The sequence below is a fragment of the Lacticaseibacillus jixiensis genome, assembly GCF_042847315.1.
Lineage (GTDB): Bacteria > Bacillota > Bacilli > Lactobacillales > Lactobacillaceae > Lacticaseibacillus > Lacticaseibacillus jixiensis.
The window spans coordinates 1-19790 of the sequence record NZ_BAAFPR010000002.1; the positions used below are offsets into that span (position 1 = coordinate 1).

Consider the following 19790-nt stretch of genomic DNA (forward strand, 5'->3'; position numbering starts at 1 on the left):
TCACTAAAGCCGAAGCTTTAGATCCGAGATTTACTAGCGAATTGACTTCGCTCATGTTTAATTCTTTTCATTTAAGAAAAGCCCTATCACATTTACGAAACTTTGTTCAGTTTTCAAAGGACTACCTTGTTGATAAGACACAACCAACGTGTTTAAGTTTATCATATCTCATCGTGCGTTGTCAAGAACTTTTTTGAAGTGCTCATTTGGTGAAGCGCTTCATAACTGCTCGCGACAACTTTTAAATCATACCAAGCTTTTCTGAAACTGTCAACAAGTTTTTTGCTGACGCTTTGGAAACGCCGGTGTTATCTAAAAGACAACTTTGATATCATACCAACTATCGCCGATATCGTCAACTGAAAATCTGAGAATATTTTTAGTTTTCATTTTTCCCGAACAAGTACATTCAATTCACCATGATCGTTAATAAAAAACCGCCACATTAGCGTGACGGCTTGCCCATACGGTGCAAATATTCGGCTACCCAACTATCTAAATGGGCAGCGATTGGGGCAAAGCCCGTGTGGACTTTGCGCGTGGTCCAATAATGCTTGCGTCGTCGATAGCTGGATTGCTCCGGAGCCGGCATCAACGCCCGCAACGACAAGCTGATCTTCTTGGAGTATTCATCGATATCCAAAATCACCACTTGCAGCTCTTGGCCGATGTGAAAATGTTCATTGAGTGCTTTGACAAAGCCATGCTGGCATTCAGAGATATGCACCAAGCCTTGGGTGTGGTCATCCAGCAGCACAAACACGCCATAAGGCTGAATCCCAGTTACTTTACCTGTGAGAATGTCACCTATCCGATAATTCATGATGCCACTTCGTTTCTATTGGGCGTCGATCACATCTACAGATTGAATCAAGATGTCGTTAACCGGCTTGTCACCAGGCAGCGTCTTGGTCTTGGAGATCTTGTCAACGACGTCTTGGCCGGCTAATACGTGACCAAATACGGTATGACGATGATCTAACCAAGGCGTGCCGCCTTGCTTATAAGCGTCAATGATGGCTTGCGGGTAACCCGCAGCTGGCATTTGGGCCAACATGTCTTGGTTGATGTGCTCATTAGAGACAATGAAGAACTGGCTGCCGTTGGTGTTAGGACCAGCGTTGGCCATAGACAAGGCCCCTTTAAGGTTAAAGACTTCATTGGAGAATTCATCTTCAAACGCGTGACCAAAGAAGCTTTCACCACCGGCACCGGTGCCAGTAGGATCGCCGCCTTGGATCATGAAGTCGGCGATTACACGGTGGAAAGAAACGCCATCATAATAGCCTTGCTTGGCTAAACCGATGAAGTTCTCGACGGTTTTAGGCGCTTGGTCTGCAAACAAAGCAAAAGTGATGTCACCAACGTTGGTGTGCATCACGGCTTTAGGACCGGTAAATGAATCAAGGTTTAATTGTGGGTACATAATTGCCTCCTGTAAGTTTAATCTTTCCTATTGTACCTGAATCACGGCAACAATGCGACGCAACATAGTGCTCTTGGTCAAAATATGTTAAGGTTACGCTGTAGTTTGAATTAAAGTGAGGATAAATCATTGACGACACATACCTATGAAATTACCGTGATCGGTGGCGGCCCAGTCGGCATGTTTGCCGCGTTCTATGCCGGACTGCACAACGCCGACGTTTTATTATTGGAAAGTTTGGCCAGCTTAGGCGGCCAACCTGGCAACTTGTATCCCGCCAAGATCTTATATGATATTGGCGGCTACCCCCATGTCTCTGGACAAGCCTTGATTGAAGCACTTCAGGAACAAGCGGAACACTTTCACCCGAATATCCAAACCGCGACCAATGTCCAAGCCATCACACAAACACCTGAAGGCTTCACCTTGGCTACTACCAATGGTGAGTTCCATACCAAAGCTGTGGTGATTGCCACTGGCGGCGGCGCCTTCACCCCGCGCAAACTTGCGGTGGATTACGATCCGGCATTAGACGATCATCAAATCAACTACTTCGTGCGCGATCTCAACAGCGTCAAAGGTCTGGACATCGCCATTGCCGGCGGCGGCGATTCAGCAATCGATTGGGCCTTAGCCATGGCCCCGATTGCCAAAAGTGTCCACTTGATCCACCGGCGCAATCAATTCCGCGGATTGGAATCAAGTGTTGAACAGCTTAAAGCCTCCACGGTTGAATGCCTGACGCCGTATTTGATCGATGGCGTCAAAGCGCAAGACGAACGCTTGGATATTTCATTGAAAGAAGTGCGCGGCGACACCACCAAAGTGCTGAACGTGGACAAGCTCTTGGTCAATTACGGCTTCATGAGTGAAAACAAGCAGCTGCGCCAATGGGGTGTGGCCCTTGAACACAATGCTGTCGTAGTTGACACCAAGATGCAAACCAGCGTGCCTGGGATCTACGCCATTGGCGATGCAGTGACCTACCCTGGCAAAGTCAAACTGATTGCCAACGGCTTTGGCGAAGCACCAATCGCCATTAATGAAGCATTGTCTTATTTGTATCCGGATCGGCGCCAAGCCACGCACAGTACCCAACTTTATCACTAAGAAGGTCAGTTATGACAAATGAAGAACGGTTGTATCAACATACTTTAGACTTATTGAAAGAACGCGGTGTCTCCCCAGAAGCAATCGGTGAGCTGGTGATGTTCTTGCAAGAGAAATACATCCCCAATTTGACGCTTGAAACCGCCGTGGAGAATGTCTTGATCGTCTTGCGCAAACGCGAAGTACAAAATGCAGTGATGACTGGCGTCCAATTGGACAAGCTCGCTGAAGCTGGTCAACTTGAAGCACCGCTGCAAAGCATTATCGCCGAAGACGAAGGCTTATATGGCATCGACGAGATTTTGGCGTTTGCCATTGTCAACGTCTATGGTTCCATTGGCTTTACCAATTACGGGTATATCGACCGGGTAAAACCTGGGATCCTGGCGAAGCTCAACGCCCATGAACCTGGGATCATCCACACATTCTTAGACGATTTAGTCGGCGCCATTGCCGCAGCGGCAGCCAGCCGCTTGGCACACGCTCACCCAGAGCTTGAAGACGATAATTACTGATCTTAACCGATTCTTCACCTCTACCCGCGCCAAAACCCGTATAATGTAATTAATTTGAAAAAGGAGCCTGGGCATGCAACTGATCGATTTTATCTTACACATCGACACACACCTCATCACCATCGTTAACAGCTTCGGGAATTGGACTTACTTGATCTTGTTTGTGATGGTGTTTATCGAAACTGGCGTCGTGATCTTCCCGTTTCTGCCAGGCGACTCGCTGCTATTTGCAGCTTGCGCCTTGGCCGCCAATTCAGCTTACAACCTCAATGTCTGGCTGTTTTACGGGCTGTTCTTGCTCGCAGCAGTGGCCGGCGACACCGTCAATTACGAAATTGGCAAACACTTGGGACTGGCTGCATCTAACAATGGTTTCTTCTCCAGGTTGATCAATCGCGACAAGCTGGCCTCAGCTGAAGCGTTCTTCAACAAACATGGGGGCAAAACCATTGCCATTGCCCGCTTCATCCCCTTGATCCGCACCTTTGCCCCATTCGTCGCTGGCGGATCCAACATGCATTACGGCAAATTTATCCATTTCAACTTCCTAGGCGGTTTCTTGTGGGTATCGATGTGTTGCATCGCCGGCTTCTTCTTCGGCAATGTGCCTTTTGTCAAAGCCCACTTTTCCGCGGTGGTATTGGGCATCATCGCTATTTCCTTGATTCCTGTATTGATCGGCGCCTTGCGTTCGCGCAAAACAGCGCAACCGACTAAAGACTAAGCCAAAAAAGTCACCGGCTTCCAAATTTGGAAGCCGGTGACTTTTTTTACTTCAAGCGGGCGTCTTGGCGGCCGCGCCAAATGCCATAAGCCATTACCAGCTCAAAAAGCACTAAGAACAACGCGAAGCAGGCCATAAAGAAGTCTTCGGGCAAAACATTGATGATTGGATCTTTGGCCGGATCAAACAACCAATCGTCGTTGCGAAACAACACTTGATGAAAGCGAACAAACACTGCATCGAAATTCATCGCCATTAACGCACCTAATACCAAAGGTAAGATGGCACCAACTTGAAAACTGGCCACCAAATGCCAACGCCGCTTGGTGCGCCGCAAGTGCAGCCAGCTGTTGATGGCCGGCCAAGCCGTCAACAGGCAGACCACAATTGCCAAGATGAACAGCTTGCGCACATCGGCAAAGTGCTGAGCGCCTGATGGGGAACTCCCAAAATCACTCATGTGCAGCTGGCTCAGCCATGGCAATTGCAAATACGCCAGCAACTGCAAGTAGTTGTGATACAAGCGGCCAAACGCCAAGCCGCACACTTGCGGCAAACCATCTTTAAGCATAAACACTGGATACAAGCCATACGTCAACAAAATCGTCGCCCACACACAGGCGCTGATAATAAATAACCATAAACACAGCCAACGCCACCACCGCATCTTATACCTCCCAGTCCGCCAGGCTTTCCACTTGATGCGTCGGTTGGATCGCTTGAGCGGCAACAAATTCATGCGTCGAGATCCCGGTATAAACCAGCAATTGATCGATACCCGCATTGATCCCGGCTTGTATATCCGTTTTGTAATTATCCCCGACCATCACGACTGAACCGCGCTTGAGTCCCATACGCTTCAAACCTTGAGTCATGATGATGGCTTCAGGCTTGCCGATGTAGAAGGCTTTTTGTTGCGTCGAACATTCCACCAAAGCAATCACCGAACCGGCACCTGGCACATGGCCGCGTTCATTGGGCAGATTCGTGTCAGCATTGGTACCAATGAACTTGGCACCGCGTTGGATCGCCAATGTGGCCAGCTCGAACTTGTGGTAGGTGACGTCATAGTCCAAGCCAACAACGACATAGTCCGGATCGAATTCATTGAAAGTCAAGCCCACATCAAGCATCGCCTGCTTCAAGCCGATTTCACCGATCACATACACGCTATGGCCATGCGCATCACCACCGCAATCTTCTTGGATCCAAGCGGCAGTGGCCAAACTCGGCGTGTATACTTGCTCAGGCGTGACGTGAATGTCGTGGTTTTGGGCAAGATTCTTGCACACGGCTTCCGGCGACTTGGTCGTGTTGTTGGTCAAAAATAAAAACGGGATCTGCTTGCGCTGCAGCCGCTTAATGAAATCCCGTGCTTCAGGGATGCGCTCGCGTCCGCGGTAAACCGTCCCGTCTAAATCGATCATGTATCCTTTATAACTCAAGAAAAAATACTCCTAACTTCTATTTAGAATCTTGTTGGCGAATCGTGAAATGCCGCTTGTTGGGCTTGTCACGACTGGCTGTGGTGGCATGCCCGCTAGGCTTAGCCGCCACAGTACTGGTTTTTTCGACGTATGGTTTATTACCGCCGCGATGGCCGCGCCGGCGCCGGTTGCTCGGCTTAGCCGGCCGGCGCTTAGGTTTGGCCACCGGCGCATCCAAGCGCTGCAAAACAAAGTACGCACAGCCGAAATTACAATATTCATTCAGGTAATCTTGCAACGTCGTAATGGTTTGGCCTTTGGTCGCCCGCCGATTATCCGGCGCGTAGAATCCCTTCAGCCGCAATTGCTCATAACCCCAGTCGCCGACGATATAATCGTACTTGTCTAGGATATCCGTGTAGCGCAACGCAAAAGCCGCCCGATCAAAAGGCTGCTTGTGCACCAACACAATTTGATAACGGCGCTTATCCACTGTCACCATGTCTTCTGCCACCTGCACCACATCTACTAACGGTTGAGGCGTCGGTTTAGTGACGGCTTCAGCTTGTTTGTGCATCACGATCGCTCCTTTCAGCCAATGTCTAAGTATAACACACGCTGATAAGCGAACAAACGCGTGTGCCTCAAGCTGGCTGCTAAATCCAGGACTTTCTTGAACGACGCAAAACGCCTCTACCCCGCGATTTATTCATCGCAGCATAGAGACGCATTACCTAAACGCCAGCATCAAGTTTGGACCAAAGCCGCAAAGCGCGTGGCCAGTTGTGTGGTCGCGGCGGGTTGTAACCATGGCGCAAGCTGCGGCCAGAAGCTAAATTGAAAATATGCCGCGGTGAAGCCGTGTGCTTCTAATTTACGAAAGCCTAACGTGATCAAGCCATTCACTTGTGCCAATGCGCCTGGCTCGGTACTGGCCAAGACGTCACGGCGCAAGGCTTGCAAAGCATCCACATCTACTGCCATGATGACACCCCCGGATCGTGTATAATGACAGTTTATCGAGAATTACATTAAAAATCAATGTGAATTTACTTATTTTTTAATATTTTTTGTTTAGCGGCGAAGAGTTGATGAATCTCATCGGCGCGCAAAGGACTGCCCCAAGGCACTTGCGCGTCCAGCCATGCCCGTTCTGGGGCATCAACGCCAACGTTGATATTTTCAGCGATTGGCACCATGTTGTGATGAATATGCCCATGCAAGTTCAGCGTCTGCTTGGTGATCCCCAGCAGCAGCGGATAATGCGTCATGATAAATTGCGTATGATCATCTTTGATGATCGTCCCAACCGCATGAAAGCTGAATTTAGGCTGGCCATGCAAACCGGGGTCATTGTTGCGCAAATATTTGAACAGGCTTTGGTAATCGTGATTGCCCTTGATAAACGCAATGCGGCCATGCAGCTGCAGCAAGATCGAAAGCACCGCCGCATCACTGGGCACCGCTTCTGGGTTCATGGCGATGTCACCGAGGTGATACACCACATCGTTATCGTCCACGCGCGCATTCCACGCGGCGATCATGGCTTGATCCATCGCGTCCACTGAATCAAACAGGCGCGGCGCGAAGTCATTGGCGCCTAACAAGTCGCGATGGAAAAAATGTGTGTCTGCAATAAAGAAATTCATGAATGTGCCCCCAATTTCTGGCGTCGGCGCACCACCCACATGGTCACCGGCACGGTTAGCGCCACGGCAATCACGGAAAACAGCACCTGGATCAGCTCGCCAACAAAGATCTGATTATTGATCACCTCACTAAACGGGTACTTCAGCTGCGCAAACCAGATAAATAACGCTGAAAAACCCCCGAAGAAACCGAAGAACAAGGTGTTCAACGCCGTACCGATGATCGTTGTTTGGATTTCGCGCAAACCGCCGCTAGTCGCGTCATCAGCCAACTCGATCACCCCTGCTGCCACGGCACAAGCCGCCTCAGCAATCGCCCCTAATGTCCCTAACAAACCAGTAGCGATCAACACTTTGGCAAACGACACCCCGATGTACACCGAAAAGCCTTCCAATTCCTCTGAATCTTCCGGGCCAAAGCCTGCCGTAGCGCTGAGCTGGACACCGACTAACACCACTGCCAACACCGCGACCATCACCATTAATGACGCCACAAACGCCGGGCCGGCCACAGCTGTGTTACTGGTACTCATGAAAATCGTCACCGCCAGCACCAACAAGCCGATCACCGCAGCCACCACCACAGGATCAAACCCACCAGCCATCAACACCACTGCGGTGATCATCAATCCGGTATTAAACAACAACGCCAAGAAATTGCTGACGCCTTGCCTGCCGCCGACTAAGACCATCAACCCCAACAAGACCAAACCCAACACTAGGATCGTGTTCATGCCGCACGCCTCCTTGTATCTTGCCACCATGCTGCAGCCGCAGCCAAACCGCTGGTTAATGGCACTGCCAACACAATGCCAAACGCCGAGATCAAAGACTGCGCAAAGCCCAGCCCCATCACCCAGCTAACAGTGGTGCTGATCGCATTGCCATTGCGCAACCATAATACCGCTTCGGCAAAGGTTTCTGCGATGAAGATCATAAACAATACTGTGATCAGCGGCCCCATGACATTGCGTCCAATCGCCATACCAGCTTGAAAGCGGGCTTTGGCGCCTGATTCAAGCTGCAAGATCGCCACGGCAATGTCAGAGCATTCATCCAGTACCGCGCCAAGCGAACCAATAATGATTTGTACGAAAAACAACAACTCCGGCGCTTGCGTCACGTATTTCACGGTTTCTAAATGCAAACTTTGATAGCCGCACACCGTAAACACCGCATAGCCAAGCGCCACCCCCAAGCCGGTTGCTAAGATCGTCCCGCCTGCCACCACTGCCGCAAGCGGCTTGAATCCCACCACAAACAAGGTGCATATCACAGCAAACACCACCGTCACCGCAGCAAATAAGGCAAAAGCATGCACCCCATGGCTCAGCAATTCACCACGCACCGCCGCAGCAAACACCACCGCATTGGCAATGATCGATGCCATGGTCAACCAGAAGCGTTTCGTTAAGATCTGTGCCAATAACACTAAAGTCGCCGCACCTAATGCGGCAACGATCGCATCACGCTTGATGTTGGTGATCGTGTAATGACCAGCAGCGTTGGTGGCTAAGAAAACTTGCGCCCCAACACCCAGCGGTGCGTCTTCGGCCCCGCTTTGGGAATAAGTATTGCGCAGCACCAACTGCTGATGCCGCTTTTCGGTGTTCAGCAAGACCGCCTGCAAGCGCTGATGCACCAAGCGATCATGGTTATTGAAATTATCCACCGGCCGCTCAACACTGGTCGTTTGCACAGCTGTGATGCGCGCAATGGGTTGATGATATAACGGGGCAGAATATTGCATCCCCCACCACACCAAGCCAAACACCACCACCGGCCACAGCCAATGCAGCTTAGCCGATATGATTCTGGCGTAAGATCTCATCATAAGCCTCTTTAACTGGGCCTTCTGGTTTGGCCCATTCTTCCCACTCGTCTAAATCAAACGGCGGGACTTTGTAATGCGCATTGATGTATGCTTCATACTTGCGCACGGCTGTTGAATGCGGAATATTCAATTGCATGATCCGCACGTGCCGGATCAACCCTTTGATGGCGGCTTTTTCCGCGCGCCCGTTCATTAAGATGTTGCCCAGTTCGTAATAACGTGTCTTATCATTTCTGGTAATTTCTTGAATCAAGTCAAATGTTTGCTCGTTATCTTCCATGGTGTACCTCCTATTAAAATCGTGTTAAGGTCATAGGCAAAGGAGAAACTCATGCCTAAAATTGTCAATATTTGCGCTTGGCTTGCGGTGTATTGCGCCTTGTGCGGGTTTGTGGTCGTCGGCCACCGCGGTGACCCGCTGAAGTACCCTGAAGAGACTTTCCAAAGCGACAATGCCGCATTCAACGCCGGCGCTGATTATGTGGAGCTGGATGTGCAAGAATCCAAAGACGGCATCTTGGTGATCCAACACGACCCTACGCTGTTGCGCACAACCGGCCAAGACGTCACCATCGCCAGCTCAAATTATGATCAGATCCAGCAATATCATACCAAAAATGGCGAACCGATTCACAGCGTTGCAGAACTCTTTGCACATTATCAACATTCCAATCGCCGCTTCTTGATCGAAACCAAAATCAAAAAAAAGGTCCCTCATCCGCAGCTGGAACAGAAACTTGCCGCGCTGGTAGTGAAATACCACATGCAGCGCCGCGTGATGTTTCATTCGTTCTCGCTAGGCTCCTTGAAACGGCTGCAAAAACTGCTGCCCAGCGTCCCGCGCATTTTTATTGTCGGATCGTTGAAACGCATCACATTCGCGGTGTTCCCTTATGTCAGCGGCATCAACATGTCCAGCACCTTGGTGACCCCGAAGCTGGTTTCTGATCTGCATCACATCGGCCAGCGAGTCTATGTTTGGGACGAAATGAACGAATCGCGCAAGAAGTGGCATTGGCTGGTGAACATTCCCATTGATGGCATCGTCACCAACTATCCTGGCTTGGCCCATGAATATCAAAGTCTGACCAAAGATGCCCAAAGCCACCCGATCGACGCACTGGCCACCAACACCAGCACGCGCAGCCTGCCGATTTACACCAACCCTTACAAACCCACGATACGGCGCAAACAACTTGCCGCCGGCGCCACGTTTACTGTGATCAAAGCCGTTTCCTTGCAACAAGCAACTTATTATCAAATCGGTGATAATCAATTTGTCCAAGCGACGACATTGAACTTGGCGCCGCAGGCTGGCTGGGCCCAGCTGTTGGTCAACCAACTTGCCGAAAGTCGGCCAACACGCGGCTTTCACGTCGCCATGCGGGCTGCACCCAGCAAGGCTTCAGCTGTGGTGGATCAATTTCTGATCGGCAAGCGCCAGCGTATTGTTGCCGTTAAGATCAACGGACATCAAGTCTGGTGCCAATTGGCCAGCGGCTGGGTACCTGCCAGCGATTTAATGGTGCAGCCGGATCTGAGCAAAGCGCCCAACTGGCTGTTGCGTTTCAATGCCGATCACGCCTTGCAGCGGCCCAAACTGGGGTTGGGTCAAACGAACAACGGCAGCCTGTTGAATGCGGCGGCATTAAACATGACAATGCGGCCTTGATCTGATACGCTGGTGCTATCAATTATGTAAAGGCGGGATCATATGTCCATCGATTGGCAAACTGAGGCGAACAAATATCGCCAAGCCTTGTTAGCAGACCTCACGACACTCATTAATATTCCAAGCGTGCGCGACACCGCCCACGCCACCGACGATGCCCCACTAGGGCCAGGCCCAGCCCAAGCGCTGCTTGCGATGCTTGATATCGCCAAACGCGACGGCTTTGCCACCCATAACATCGAGAATGTAGCCGGCCGCATCGAATACGGCAGCGGCGCCACCACCCTTGGCATTCTCGGCCATATGGATGTGGTCCCTGCAGGCGATGGCTGGCAGCATGCGCCTTTTGTTGCAACAATTGAAGGCAATCGCATCTACGGTCGCGGCAGCGCCGATGATAAAGGCCCAGCGCTTGCTGCATATTATGCGTTGCGCCTGTTGAAAGAACACGGCATAGTGTTGCAGCAACAAGTTCACTTCATCCTAGGCTCTGATGAAGAATCCAACTGGTATGGCATGGACCGTTACCAAGCAACTAATCCAATGCCTGATTACGGCTTCTCTCCTGATGCCGAATTTCCCATCATCAATGGTGAAAAAGGTATCGCCAGCTTAACGCTGCATTATCCCAAATTAACGCATCAAGCACCGCTCAAGTTGACCGCTTTTGAAGCTGGGGTGCGCGTGAACATGGTGCCAGGCAAAGCCGTTGCCACCATTCAAGGGGCGCTGCCAACTGATTGGCAAGCGCAACTGGACCACTATGCTGCAACCCATCCGGTGCAAGTACAAGGCGACTTATCTGCTCAAGGGCTAACAATCACGGTCTTAGGCAAAGGCGCCCATGCCTTAGATCCAGCTGCTGGGATCAATGCCGCCACGCATTTGGCGACGTTGATCGACCCTTGGCTAAGCGATGAATTGTTCACATCCACTATCGCCAAACAGCTGCATGAAGATCCTACCGGTGCCAAGCTTGGTATTGCCTTTCGTGATGCGGTGATGGGTGAGTTGACTTGCAGTGCCGATTTGTTTGATTATCAAGCCGGCACCATCAGCTTGAATGTCCGCTACCCGCAAGGCATCACCTTGGTGCAGATCCAAGCGCGCATTCAACACGCCTTGCCAAAAGGCGTGCAAGTGGCCATTACCGATGCGGGCCACACGCCGCATTACGTGCCAGAAAATGATCCTTTGGTGCAAACACTGCTGGCCGTTTATCACGACCATACCGGCTTGCTTGGCACGCAAAAAGTCATCGGCGGCGGCACTTATGGTCGCTTATTCAAACGCGGCGTTGCCTTTGGCGCCATGATGCCAGGACGCGAGAACGTCATGCACCAAGCTGACGAATACATGGTGATCGATGACTTGCTGCAAGCCGTGGCAATTTATGCCGATGCGATTTATCGCCTGACACGATAAGCAATATCCAACATTGCCCACATAAACAGCGCTGCTTCTCAATTCAAATTGTGAAGCAGCGCTGTTTGCATGATGGTTCGATCTGCTCAGTGGGCGTTGACGATCTTGGTCAAGTCGCTGAAGTCGCTTAAGGTGTAAGTGGGCTTTTGCAAACCGCGATTAGGCAGATACCGCGGGTTGAACCATACCGTGTCCATATGCGCGTTAAGCCCGCCTTGGATATCAGAGGTCAAAGAATCGCCGATGATCAAACTCGTGGCAGGATCATAATGCGGCGTTTTCTTGGCAACGTAATCAAAGAAGGCCACGGTGGGCTTTGGCGCCCCAATGGTATCAGAAACGAAGATGTTGTCGAAATAATCGATCAAGCCGCTTTTGGTCAAGCGGGCGATTTGGGTGGCTTCGATACCGTTGGATACCACATACAAATGATAATCGCGCAAAGCCGTTAACGTTTCTGCTGCCCGCGGAATCAAGATAGCTTGTTGATCCAAGGCTTTACGGTAATCTTTCTCGGCTTGCAGCGGATCGGCTGCGATGTGCAATTGCTTAAACAATTCGCGCATGCGGCTGGTGAAGATCTGCGCACGTGCCAGCGTCCCTGCTTCATACTGGCGCCATAGCCCTGCATTGATCTGCAAATAGGCAGCTTCAAGGCGCGGGGTGTAGGCGATGGCTTGTTTGCTCATAGTCAAGCGCAGGCTTTTGAGTTCACCAGCTTCGAAATCCAACAGTGTATCATCAACATCAAAAAACAGGTTCTGGTACATGGCAGGGCCCCCTTTACAATATGCCTTAACGCTAGCAGACCAAGCTTGGGTTGTACACCCCTGGAATGTAAAGTGACTGTAACCAGTTGGTGTTGCGCCTTTAATGGCGTTTGGCCGCGTCTAATGATAAAATATTCCATATTGCGCTAAATCAAAGGTGGGAAAAATTTGAAGACGCTTATCACGTGGTGGCACAACTTGCTTGCCAAACTGGCCGGCCACGCCCGCGCCAGTGCGACTGAAAACCCGGCATTACCGCCTCTTTCAGCTAAGACCTGGCCACTTTATCTCGATATCATTTTACAATCGTTCAAAACCATCGTGTACTACGCCGCGGCAGTCATTGCCATTGGCGGCGTCTTCGGCATTGGCTTGTTAGGCGGCTATTTTGCCGCGATCGTCAACGAAACTGCTGTGCCCAGCCGCACGGCGATGCAAAAGACCTTATCAAATGTTGAACAATCAACGAATCTGTATTTTGCCAATAATATTGAACTCGCCCATGTTAAAAGCGACCTCATTCGCGACACCGCCAACTTATCGGAGATTTCGCCTTGGGTGCAAAAAGCGATCATCGCCACGGAAGACTCAGACTTCTACACCAATTCTGGGGTTTCGCCTAAAGCGGTGGTGCGCGCAGTGTTTAGTGAATTCTCCGGAGTCGGCAGCCAAACTGGCGGCTCCACGCTGACCCAACAAGTGGTGAAATTGCAGTTTCTCAATTCTGAAACGACCTTCAAGCGTAAAGTCACCGAGATCATGTACGCCTTGCGCTTGAACCACTTCTTCTCCAAGAAGAATATCTTAGAAGCTTACTTGAACATTGCCACATTCGGCCGCAACAACAAAGGTCAAAACATTGCCGGGGTGCAAACTGCCGCCCAAGGGTTATTCGGCAAGAATGCCAAAGACTTGAACCTGCCGGAATCAGCGTTTATCGCCGGTTTACCGCAAAGTCCCAGTGTTTACACGCCTTATACAGCCTCTGGGGCCTTGAAAAAAGACCTCAGTGCCGGCATCACCCGCCAGCATACCGTGTTGTTTCGGATGTACCGCGACGGCGCAATTACGCACAAGCAATACATAGCAGCCAAGCAATTTGATTTGCGGTCCGATTTTGCCGGGCATGATACCGCACAAGACGACAGCACCACCAAATACGCTTATGTTTACAACATGATCCAAAGTGAAGCCAAATCCATTCTCGCCTTGCAACTGGCCAAAGATGACGGCCACACTCAAGCTGACTTGGATAAAGACAACGCCTTGGACAATCAATACCTGACGCAAGCACAAACGTTGCTGACCACCAAAGGTTACCAAGTACATTCCACGATCAACAAGCAAGTTTATGACAGCATGCAAACGGTGGTCAAAGACAATGCCTACACCTTCGGCACCACTTACACCACCAGCGAAATTGATCCGGAAACCGGCGAATACGTCACTGATAAAGAACCGGTGCAAAACGGCTCAGTATTGTTGAATAACCAAACTGGGGCGGTGATCGGCTTTGTCGGCGGCGTTTCTGGAGAACTGAACCACATTTATACCACCCGTTCACCAGGTTCTTCGATCAAACCATTAGCCGTCTATGGTCCAGCAGTGGAGAATCAATTGATTGGCTCACAATCGATGTTGGCGGATTTCAAAACCAACTTTCCTAACTATTCCGTCACCGACTATGGCGGCCAGATCCAAAACAAGTTCATTTCTGCCACCGATGCTTTGGCCCAATCCTATAACATCCCGGCAGTCAACTTGTATAACCAAGTGCGCAAACAAGTTAATGTGAAGTCGTATCTGACCAAAATGGGCATTCACTCGCTGACTGCCAACGACTATTCGCAACTGGGGCTCGCCTTAGGGGGAACGGATTACGGCATCAGCGTGGAAGATCAAGCCAGCGCCTACACCACTTTTGAAAACGGCGGCAATCACACTGACGCTTATGTCATCGACAAGATCGTTGATCCAGGCGGCAATGTGATCTACCACCACAAAACCAACAACACCAAAGTCTTCTCTGATGCCACCACCTACATCATGCAGAAAATGATGCACAACGTTATCACCAAAGGGACCGCTGCCAGCTTAACGTATCAGTTGAGCTTTAACACCGATAACTTGATCGGTAAAACCGGGACGTCAAACGATTACAAGGATATCTGGTTTGTCGGTGCCACCCCTGGGGTCACCTTGGCCAGTTGGATCGGTTATGATAACGCCAACGGCACACAATACAACTTGAACAGCTCAGCCAGCTCGACAAATCTCGCCTACTGGGCTAAGCTGGCCAACGCCGCTTACCGCGTCATTCCAGACACCTTCAAAGCCAACCAGACAATGACTGCCCCTGAGGCAGTCAAGAAAGTCTCCGTCAACAAATTGACCGGCTTGAAAGACGGCGATGTCACCTATGACGGTACCACTTACAAAGTGACCGGTGACCAAGTCGAAAGCCTATGGAACAACACGACACCAGGTGTTTCTAAAGCCGAGTTTGGCATCGGCGGCACCAGTGAGAATTACAAAGACTTCTGGGATTATGCCGGGGGCAAATCTGGTAACGGGTACGGTAAAGTCACTACCACGACAGCTTCTAATACCAATCAATAACCAAGCTTGAAACAACTACAAAAAGTGGGCCGCTCAATTGAGTGCGGCCCACTTTTTCAGCTGGTGATTATTTAGTACTCTTGCGCTTAGTGATATCAAAGCCTAAGCGGATCGTCTTGGCTTCGATTTCTTCTTTGTTCATCATCTTGGTCAATAACCGCATGGCCACGGCACCGATATCATACAGCGGCTGGTCGATAGAGGTCATTTGCGGACGGGCCATTTCGGTGAGCTTGGTGTTGTTTGAAGTGATCACTTCAAAGTCTTCCGGCACCTTAACGCCAGCATCCAATGCGCCATCTAAGACCCCGTAAGCCAATTCATCATCACCGACTAACGCAGCCGTAGCGCCGGCTTTCTGCAATTGCTTGAAAACCGCCAAGCCGGCATGATAGCTGGCTTCTGCTTCAAAGACCAAAGATTCGTCATAAGCCAAGCCAGCCTTAGACAAAGCTTGCTTGTAGCCTTTCAGGCGGTATTGGCCGTTGATTGGCTGGCTCAAGGGCCCAGTAACTAAGGCCACTTGCTTGTTGCCGTTTTCGATCAATTGCGTGGTGGCAGCTTCCACTGCAGCAACGTAATCGATGTTGACGGAACCGACTTGTTCGTCAGGATCAACGGAGCCGGCCAAAACGATTGGGGTCTTGGAGCGGGAGAATTCTTGGCGAATGGCTTCGGAAATATCATGGCCCATGTAGATCAAGCCGTCAACTTGCTTGGCCAATAAAGTGTTAAGCACTTGGACTTCCTTTTGGGAGTTCTCATCTGAGTTGGCTAAGATGATGTTGTACTTGTACATCGTGGCCACATCGTCGATGCCGCGAGCGAGGCTGGAGAAGAACATGTTGGTGACATCTGGGATGATAACACCAACCGTGGTCGTCTTCTTAGAAGCCAAGCCACGCGCCACGGCGTTTGGTCGATAGTCAAGTTTATCGATGACTTCCAGCACCTTCTTGCGAGTCGCCGGCTTAACGTTAGGGTTGCCGTTTACGACCCGTGAAACTGTAGCCATAGAGACGTTGGCTTCGCGCGCAACGTCATAGATCGTGATTGTTTGTTTTTCCATTAGTTGTTGCTCCTTATTCTAGAACGGTACAAATTATCTTCGTTAATTTACAATACACTCTAGCAGAAGCAGTCAACGATTGCAAGCGTTTTACTGAATTTTTCAGTGAAATTTTCAGAGCATTTTTCAGAAAGGCGTCAACCACGCGGATATGCTATACTTAAAAGGCCAAAATGTTGCATCATCGAAGGAGTAAATCTGTATGAATCAACAACTTAATCAACTACAAACTTGGGTCCAAGAACAAGGCCTCGATGTGGCTTACATTTCTAATTTCACCAACATCAATTACTTCACCAACTTCTTCCAAGATCCAGAAGAACGCGTCACCGCCTTGTTGGTGTTCCCAGATCACGAACCGTTCTTATTCACCCCGGCCTTGTCAATCGAAGCCGTGCACAAAGCCGGCTGGCAATATCCGGTGTTTGGCTATCTCGATCATGAAGATCCTTTTGCCTTGATCGCCGAACATATTCGTGAAGTCAACCCAAACCCCTTGAAGTGGGGGATTGAGAAACTCGACTTGGCCGTGGCGAAGTTCGAAGCGATCATGCATGAATTTCCACAAGCCACCTTTCCTGCTGACGCCAGTCTTAAGATCCAACAACTGCAATTGATCAAGACGCCGCAAGAATTAGCACTCATGCAAGAAGCAGGGCGTCAAGCCGACGCCGCTTTTGCCGCCGGGTTTGCCGCCTTGCAAGCCGGCCGCTCAGAACAAGCCGTCGTGGCCGAAATCGAATACACCATGCAGAAAATGGGCGTGATGCATATGTCCTTTGACACCATCGTCCAAGCTGGCGTCGATGCTGCCGACCCGCATGGCGGACCTGAAGCCACCAAGATCCAGCCAGGCGAATTGATCTTGTTTGATCTTGGAACCAATAATCATGGCTACATGTCAGACGCCACGCGTACTGTGGCCTTCGGCGGCGAAGTTTCCGCTAAAGCCAAAGAGATCTTTGACGTCTGCTTAGAAGCCCAACTCACTGCCCAAGCTGCCGTGCGGCCTGGTATCACCGCAGCAGCTTTAGACAAAATCGCCCGCGATGTGATCGATAAAGCCGGTTATGGCGAATACTTCAACCATCGCTTAGGCCATGGCATCGGTATGTCAACGCATGAATTTCCTTCGATCATGGCCGGCAATGACATGACCTTGGTCCCTGGAATGTGCTTCTCCATTGAACCTGGCATTTACATCCCAGGCGTCGCCGGCGTGCGCATCGAAGACTGCGTGCATGTCACCGAAACCGGCTGCGAGCCATTCACCCACACGCCTAAAGAATTCCAAATCATTCAATAAATGCCTTGCGCCGCTGTCTAACAGCGGCGTTTTATTATGCTTTGCATCGCAAATGCGGTTAATCGCTTATTTGCCTGATACCCATGCTTCAATGAATTGATTTCTCTCCTTTGGCGCAGGCGGCAATGGACACCTTTGTTCGTCTATTGCGTGACCTCAACGTTTTGTCGATCACGCGCGACACTCGTCTGATTCAAGTACAGTACGCAGGTGTGCACCACACCGTTTGCACAAAAAAACGCCTCGCAACTGCGAGGCATTTGATCGATTATTCAGCATCTGGCGTGGTTGGACCGCTAGCCGCTTCATCACTTGCTGCAGGATCAGCGGCTGGTGCTTCCGCCGCCGCTGCTGTCGGTTCCGCAGGCGCATCGGTGTCAGCATCAGCAGAGTCTTTGGCTTGAGCAAAAGCCGACTTGCCATCTAAGACGATATCGTCAAAGTCAGAATCAGTCGCCACTTCCGGTGCTTGGGTTAATTCATCTTTGAGCGCTTGCGTATCGGCATCGTAGCTGGCCAAGTCAGCAGATGCTGGACGCACCTTCTCTTTGAGATTTTCGACCAAGTCGCCGGCAGATTCACGCCAATCAGCCGTCGCGTCTTTGGCATAATCATAATAATCCGCCGCACGATCAGCTAAGTCGTCTTTTTTCGCAGAGAATTTGCGCCGCAGCTCATCGCTGGTTTGCGGCGTCAATAGGTACGTAGTTGCCAAGGCGCTGGTTGCGCCTAAGATGAAACCTAAGAAAAAGTGCCCTTTGTTAGCCATAAAATGTGCCTCCTAGTCTTTCTTCTTCAACATATTCATCGCAGCTTTACCCACGCGCGTCGCCACTGTTACTTTTGCAGAATTGGCAGCAACACCACTGACTTTAGTCGCCAAGTGGCGCGTGGTGGTATTCAGATCCGAAACGCTTTGCCCAAGTTCACCGATCGCATCAAACACCGGATCGATCGTGGCAACTTTCCCATTCACATCTTCTAATAGTGTGTTAGACTTCGTGAGCAGTGCTTCGACTTCATGGGTCAAGCTCCCTAATTCTCCGTTAACGACGCCTAACGTGGTGTTAACGGCCACGACTGTTTGCCGGACTTCTTTGGTCACCCCAGCAAGCTTGATGCCAATCGTGAACAGTGCCAATGCGATAATCAACAATGCGATTGCCGCAATTAAGCCGGCAATTCCTCCTAACGTCATTCAACGACCTCCTAATCCGCAGCGTACTGCCTCGTTGCGTACAAAAACGCATACACAACGTCGTACCCTAAGAATATCATCATTTATAACGGCGTTCAAATCATAGTTGCCTTTTGGTAGAATAGTCATAATGACTCCATTGCAGAAAGGACCCCTTATGTTTCTCGCTGAAACCAAAAACTTGCAACAACAAACCAATCTCCTGCTGCGTTATCTTGACCAAATCGACTGGGATGCGGTGTTTAACCGCTTGATCACCGTTGTCGGAGAAATCGTCCTGTTCACCATCTTGTTCATGGTAATTCGCTCGGTAGGCAAGCGCTTGATCACCCGCGCGTTCTTATCTTATAAGAACCGCAGCCGTCTGTCTGGCACCCGTGTGGATACCATGCGGACCTTGATCACCAATATCTATTCTTACACCGTAATCTTCTTTTATTTCTACGCCGTCTTGTCGGTGCTCGGTGTGCCTGTGGGGACTTTGATTGCTGGCGCCGGTGTCGTTGGCATCGCCTTGGGCTTAGGGGCGCAAGGCTTCGTGTCTGACGTGGTCACTGGGATCTTCATTATCTTAGAAGGTCAATTCGATGTCGGTGACGCCGTGCGCTTAGGGGCGATTTCCGGTACTGTCACCTCAGTGGGCTTGCGCACCACTATCGTTAAATCCGCCGATGGTACGGTCAACTTCATCCCCAACCGCAACATTGCCATTGTTTCCAACTTATCGCGCAGCCAAATGCAGGTGTTGATCAACTTGCCAGTTGCCCCTGATGTTGATCTGGAAACCTTGCGCGCCGTGTTAAAGAATGTCAACAAGACCTTGGTGCCGCAAACCCCAGCGATCGTCGACGGCCCAGATTTATTGGGCATGAGCAGCGATGCGGCAGGCAACTTCTCTTATCAAGTGATGATGCATGTCAAAAACGGCGAGCAATTGCCGGTGCAGCGCAAATTCCTTGCCGCATACCTCAAAGCCTTGCACGCCGCTGGCATCACAGTTGCCGCGCCCAAGCTCGTCTTACCGCAGAAATGACAATTAACAACAA

General features: G+C 50.5%; 22 protein-coding genes and 1 pseudogene. 9 read left to right on the forward strand and 14 right to left on the reverse strand.

What is annotated here, in order from left to right; all coding sequences use genetic code 11:
• Positions 1-197 (forward strand): hypothetical protein (locus ACGG90_RS01380; protein ID WP_390404897.1); only part of this gene is annotated, 197 nt, incomplete at its 5' end.
• A gap of 248 nt (positions 198-445) precedes the next feature.
• On the opposite strand, the gene ACGG90_RS01385 is transcribed toward ACGG90_RS01380, so the two are convergent.
• On the reverse strand, positions 446-823 hold the full coding sequence (locus ACGG90_RS01385; RefSeq protein WP_390404899.1) for a CvfD/Ygs/GSP13 family RNA-binding post-transcriptional regulator: 378 nt from the start codon (positions 821-823) through the stop codon (positions 446-448).
• Between the two features lie 15 nt (positions 824-838).
• Complete coding sequence (locus ACGG90_RS01390; protein WP_390405424.1) at positions 839-1429, reverse strand: peptidylprolyl isomerase; 591 nt, start codon at positions 1427-1429, stop codon at positions 839-841.
• 126 nt (positions 1430-1555) lie between these two features.
• On the opposite strand from ACGG90_RS01390, the gene ACGG90_RS01395 reads away from it, so the two are divergent.
• From ACGG90_RS01395 to ACGG90_RS01405, 3 genes are all read left to right on the forward strand, one after another.
• Entirely contained in the window at positions 1556-2536 is a 981-nt protein-coding gene (locus ACGG90_RS01395; RefSeq protein WP_390404900.1) for an NAD(P)/FAD-dependent oxidoreductase, read from the forward strand.
• Positions 2537-2547: 11 nt separating this feature from the next.
• Complete coding sequence (locus ACGG90_RS01400) at positions 2548-3051, forward strand: phosphatidylglycerophosphatase A family protein (protein WP_390404903.1); 504 nt, start codon at positions 2548-2550, stop codon at positions 3049-3051.
• A gap of 73 nt (positions 3052-3124) precedes the next feature.
• The gene (locus ACGG90_RS01405) at positions 3125-3775 is read left to right on the forward strand and encodes a VTT domain-containing protein (RefSeq protein WP_390404905.1); all 651 of its coding nucleotides are present in this window, start codon (positions 3125-3127) and stop codon (positions 3773-3775) included.
• A gap of 46 nt (positions 3776-3821) precedes the next feature.
• Here the strand turns inward: ACGG90_RS01405 and ACGG90_RS01410 are convergent, their stop codons facing one another.
• The 8 genes from ACGG90_RS01410 to ACGG90_RS01445 all read right to left on the reverse strand — a co-directional run bounded on the left by ACGG90_RS01410 (position 3822) and on the right by ACGG90_RS01445 (position 8965).
• On the reverse strand, positions 3822-4442 hold the full coding sequence (locus tag ACGG90_RS01410) for a TIGR01906 family membrane protein (protein ID WP_390404906.1): 621 nt from the start codon (positions 4440-4442) through the stop codon (positions 3822-3824).
• Position 4443: 1 nt separating this feature from the next.
• Positions 4444-5220 carry a TIGR01457 family HAD-type hydrolase gene (locus tag ACGG90_RS01415; protein ID WP_390404908.1) on the reverse strand — a complete coding sequence of 259 codons (777 nt, stop codon included), beginning with the start codon at positions 5218-5220 and terminating at the stop codon, positions 4444-4446.
• A gap of 19 nt (positions 5221-5239) precedes the next feature.
• On the reverse strand, positions 5240-5779 hold the full coding sequence (locus tag ACGG90_RS01420; RefSeq protein ID WP_390404910.1) for a YutD family protein: 540 nt from the start codon (positions 5777-5779) through the stop codon (positions 5240-5242).
• A gap of 170 nt (positions 5780-5949) precedes the next feature.
• Positions 5950-6186: a hypothetical protein gene (locus ACGG90_RS01425; RefSeq protein ID WP_390404913.1), complete on the reverse strand. Its 237-nt coding sequence runs from the start codon at positions 6184-6186 to the stop codon at positions 5950-5952.
• 65 nt (positions 6187-6251) lie between these two features.
• Positions 6252-6851 (reverse strand): metallophosphoesterase, encoded by a 600-nt coding sequence (locus tag ACGG90_RS01430; RefSeq protein ID WP_390404915.1) that lies wholly within the window; start codon positions 6849-6851, stop codon positions 6252-6254.
• Complete coding sequence (locus ACGG90_RS01435) at positions 6848-7585, reverse strand: YibE/F family protein (RefSeq protein WP_390404918.1); 738 nt, start codon at positions 7583-7585, stop codon at positions 6848-6850. Before ACGG90_RS01435 ends, ACGG90_RS01430 begins: the two co-directional genes overlap by 4 nt.
• Positions 7582-8682 (reverse strand): YibE/F family protein, encoded by a 1101-nt coding sequence (locus ACGG90_RS01440; protein WP_390404921.1) that lies wholly within the window; start codon positions 8680-8682, stop codon positions 7582-7584. The genes ACGG90_RS01435 and ACGG90_RS01440 overlap by 4 nt, the downstream gene beginning before the upstream one ends.
• Entirely contained in the window at positions 8651-8965 is a 315-nt protein-coding gene (locus ACGG90_RS01445; protein WP_390404924.1) for a hypothetical protein, read from the reverse strand. Before ACGG90_RS01445 ends, ACGG90_RS01440 begins: the two co-directional genes overlap by 32 nt.
• A 51-nt stretch (positions 8966-9016) precedes the next feature.
• Between ACGG90_RS01445 and ACGG90_RS01450 the strand changes: the two genes are divergently transcribed.
• Together ACGG90_RS01450 and pepV are read left to right on the forward strand one after the other, a co-directional pair.
• Positions 9017-10357, forward strand: a complete 1341-nt coding sequence (locus ACGG90_RS01450; RefSeq protein WP_390404926.1) for a glycerophosphodiester phosphodiesterase family protein — start codon at positions 9017-9019, stop codon at positions 10355-10357.
• A 42-nt stretch (positions 10358-10399) separates the two neighbouring features.
• On the forward strand, positions 10400-11782 hold the full coding sequence (gene pepV / locus ACGG90_RS01455) for a dipeptidase PepV (RefSeq protein WP_390404929.1): 1383 nt from the start codon (positions 10400-10402) through the stop codon (positions 11780-11782).
• Between the two features lie 86 nt (positions 11783-11868).
• On the opposite strand, the gene ACGG90_RS01460 is transcribed toward pepV, so the two are convergent.
• Positions 11869-12552, reverse strand: coding sequence for a YjjG family noncanonical pyrimidine nucleotidase (locus ACGG90_RS01460; RefSeq protein ID WP_390404931.1), 684 nt, complete (start codon positions 12550-12552; stop codon positions 11869-11871).
• Between the two features lie 168 nt (positions 12553-12720).
• On the opposite strand from ACGG90_RS01460, the pseudogene ACGG90_RS01465 reads away from it, so the two are divergent.
• Positions 12721-15162, forward strand: a pseudogene (locus ACGG90_RS01465) (transglycosylase domain-containing protein); the annotation flags it as partial.
• A gap of 76 nt (positions 15163-15238) precedes the next feature.
• Here the strand turns inward: ACGG90_RS01465 and ccpA are convergent.
• On the reverse strand, positions 15239-16240 hold the full coding sequence (gene ccpA / locus ACGG90_RS01470; protein WP_390404933.1) for a catabolite control protein A: 1002 nt from the start codon (positions 16238-16240) through the stop codon (positions 15239-15241).
• 202 nt (positions 16241-16442) lie between these two features.
• Here ccpA and ACGG90_RS01475 point away from each other — a divergent pair, with 202 nt between their 5' ends.
• A complete protein-coding gene (locus ACGG90_RS01475) occupies positions 16443-17546 on the forward strand; it encodes a M24 family metallopeptidase (protein ID WP_390404936.1) in 1104 nt (367 codons plus the stop codon).
• Positions 17547-17814: 268 nt separating this feature from the next.
• Here ACGG90_RS01475 and ACGG90_RS01480 read toward each other — a convergent pair whose 3' ends face one another.
• Both ACGG90_RS01480 and ACGG90_RS01485 read right to left on the reverse strand, forming a co-directional pair.
• Entirely contained in the window at positions 17815-18315 is a 501-nt protein-coding gene (locus ACGG90_RS01480) for a YtxH domain-containing protein (RefSeq protein WP_390404939.1), read from the reverse strand.
• Positions 18316-18327: 12 nt separating this feature from the next.
• Positions 18328-18744 (reverse strand): DUF948 domain-containing protein, encoded by a 417-nt coding sequence (locus tag ACGG90_RS01485; RefSeq protein ID WP_390404942.1) that lies wholly within the window; start codon positions 18742-18744, stop codon positions 18328-18330.
• 157 nt (positions 18745-18901) lie between these two features.
• Between ACGG90_RS01485 and ACGG90_RS01490 the strand changes: the two genes are divergently transcribed.
• Positions 18902-19777: a mechanosensitive ion channel family protein gene (locus ACGG90_RS01490; RefSeq protein ID WP_390404945.1), complete on the forward strand. Its 876-nt coding sequence runs from the start codon at positions 18902-18904 to the stop codon at positions 19775-19777.
• The last annotated feature ends 13 nt before the right edge of the window (positions 19778-19790 follow it).

What these genes read in the sequence shown, in the direction of transcription:
- ACGG90_RS01485 (WP_390404942.1), bottom strand. Translation starts at nt 18,744, where the DNA reads ATGACGTTAGGAGGAATTGCCGGCTTAATTGCGGCAATCGCATTGTTG.
- ACGG90_RS01450 (WP_390404926.1), top strand. Translation starts at nt 9,017, where the DNA reads ATGCCTAAAATTGTCAATATTTGCGCTTGGCTTGCGGTGTATTGCGCC.
- ACGG90_RS01440 (WP_390404921.1), bottom strand. Translation starts at nt 8,682, where the DNA reads ATGAGATCTTACGCCAGAATCATATCGGCTAAGCTGCATTGGCTGTGG.
- pepV (WP_390404929.1), top strand. Translation starts at nt 10,400, where the DNA reads ATGTCCATCGATTGGCAAACTGAGGCGAACAAATATCGCCAAGCCTTG.
- ACGG90_RS01480 (WP_390404939.1), bottom strand. Translation starts at nt 18,315, where the DNA reads ATGGCTAACAAAGGGCACTTTTTCTTAGGTTTCATCTTAGGCGCAACC.
- ACGG90_RS01445 (WP_390404924.1), bottom strand. Translation starts at nt 8,965, where the DNA reads ATGGAAGATAACGAGCAAACATTTGACTTGATTCAAGAAATTACCAGA.
- ACGG90_RS01405 (WP_390404905.1), top strand. Translation starts at nt 3,125, where the DNA reads ATGCAACTGATCGATTTTATCTTACACATCGACACACACCTCATCACC.
- ACGG90_RS01490 (WP_390404945.1), top strand. Translation starts at nt 18,902, where the DNA reads ATGTTTCTCGCTGAAACCAAAAACTTGCAACAACAAACCAATCTCCTG.
- ACGG90_RS01430 (WP_390404915.1), bottom strand. Translation starts at nt 6,851, where the DNA reads ATGAATTTCTTTATTGCAGACACACATTTTTTCCATCGCGACTTGTTA.
- ACGG90_RS01475 (WP_390404936.1), top strand. Translation starts at nt 16,443, where the DNA reads ATGAATCAACAACTTAATCAACTACAAACTTGGGTCCAAGAACAAGGC.
- ACGG90_RS01420 (WP_390404910.1), bottom strand. Translation starts at nt 5,779, where the DNA reads ATGCACAAACAAGCTGAAGCCGTCACTAAACCGACGCCTCAACCGTTA.
- ACGG90_RS01385 (WP_390404899.1), bottom strand. Translation starts at nt 823, where the DNA reads ATGAATTATCGGATAGGTGACATTCTCACAGGTAAAGTAACTGGGATT.
- ccpA (WP_390404933.1), bottom strand. Translation starts at nt 16,240, where the DNA reads ATGGAAAAACAAACAATCACGATCTATGACGTTGCGCGCGAAGCCAAC.
- ACGG90_RS01435 (WP_390404918.1), bottom strand. Translation starts at nt 7,585, where the DNA reads ATGAACACGATCCTAGTGTTGGGTTTGGTCTTGTTGGGGTTGATGGTC.
- ACGG90_RS01410 (WP_390404906.1), bottom strand. Translation starts at nt 4,442, where the DNA reads ATGCGGTGGTGGCGTTGGCTGTGTTTATGGTTATTTATTATCAGCGCC.
- ACGG90_RS01400 (WP_390404903.1), top strand. Translation starts at nt 2,548, where the DNA reads ATGACAAATGAAGAACGGTTGTATCAACATACTTTAGACTTATTGAAA.
- ACGG90_RS01460 (WP_390404931.1), bottom strand. Translation starts at nt 12,552, where the DNA reads ATGTACCAGAACCTGTTTTTTGATGTTGATGATACACTGTTGGATTTC.
- ACGG90_RS01425 (WP_390404913.1), bottom strand. Translation starts at nt 6,186, where the DNA reads ATGGCAGTAGATGTGGATGCTTTGCAAGCCTTGCGCCGTGACGTCTTG.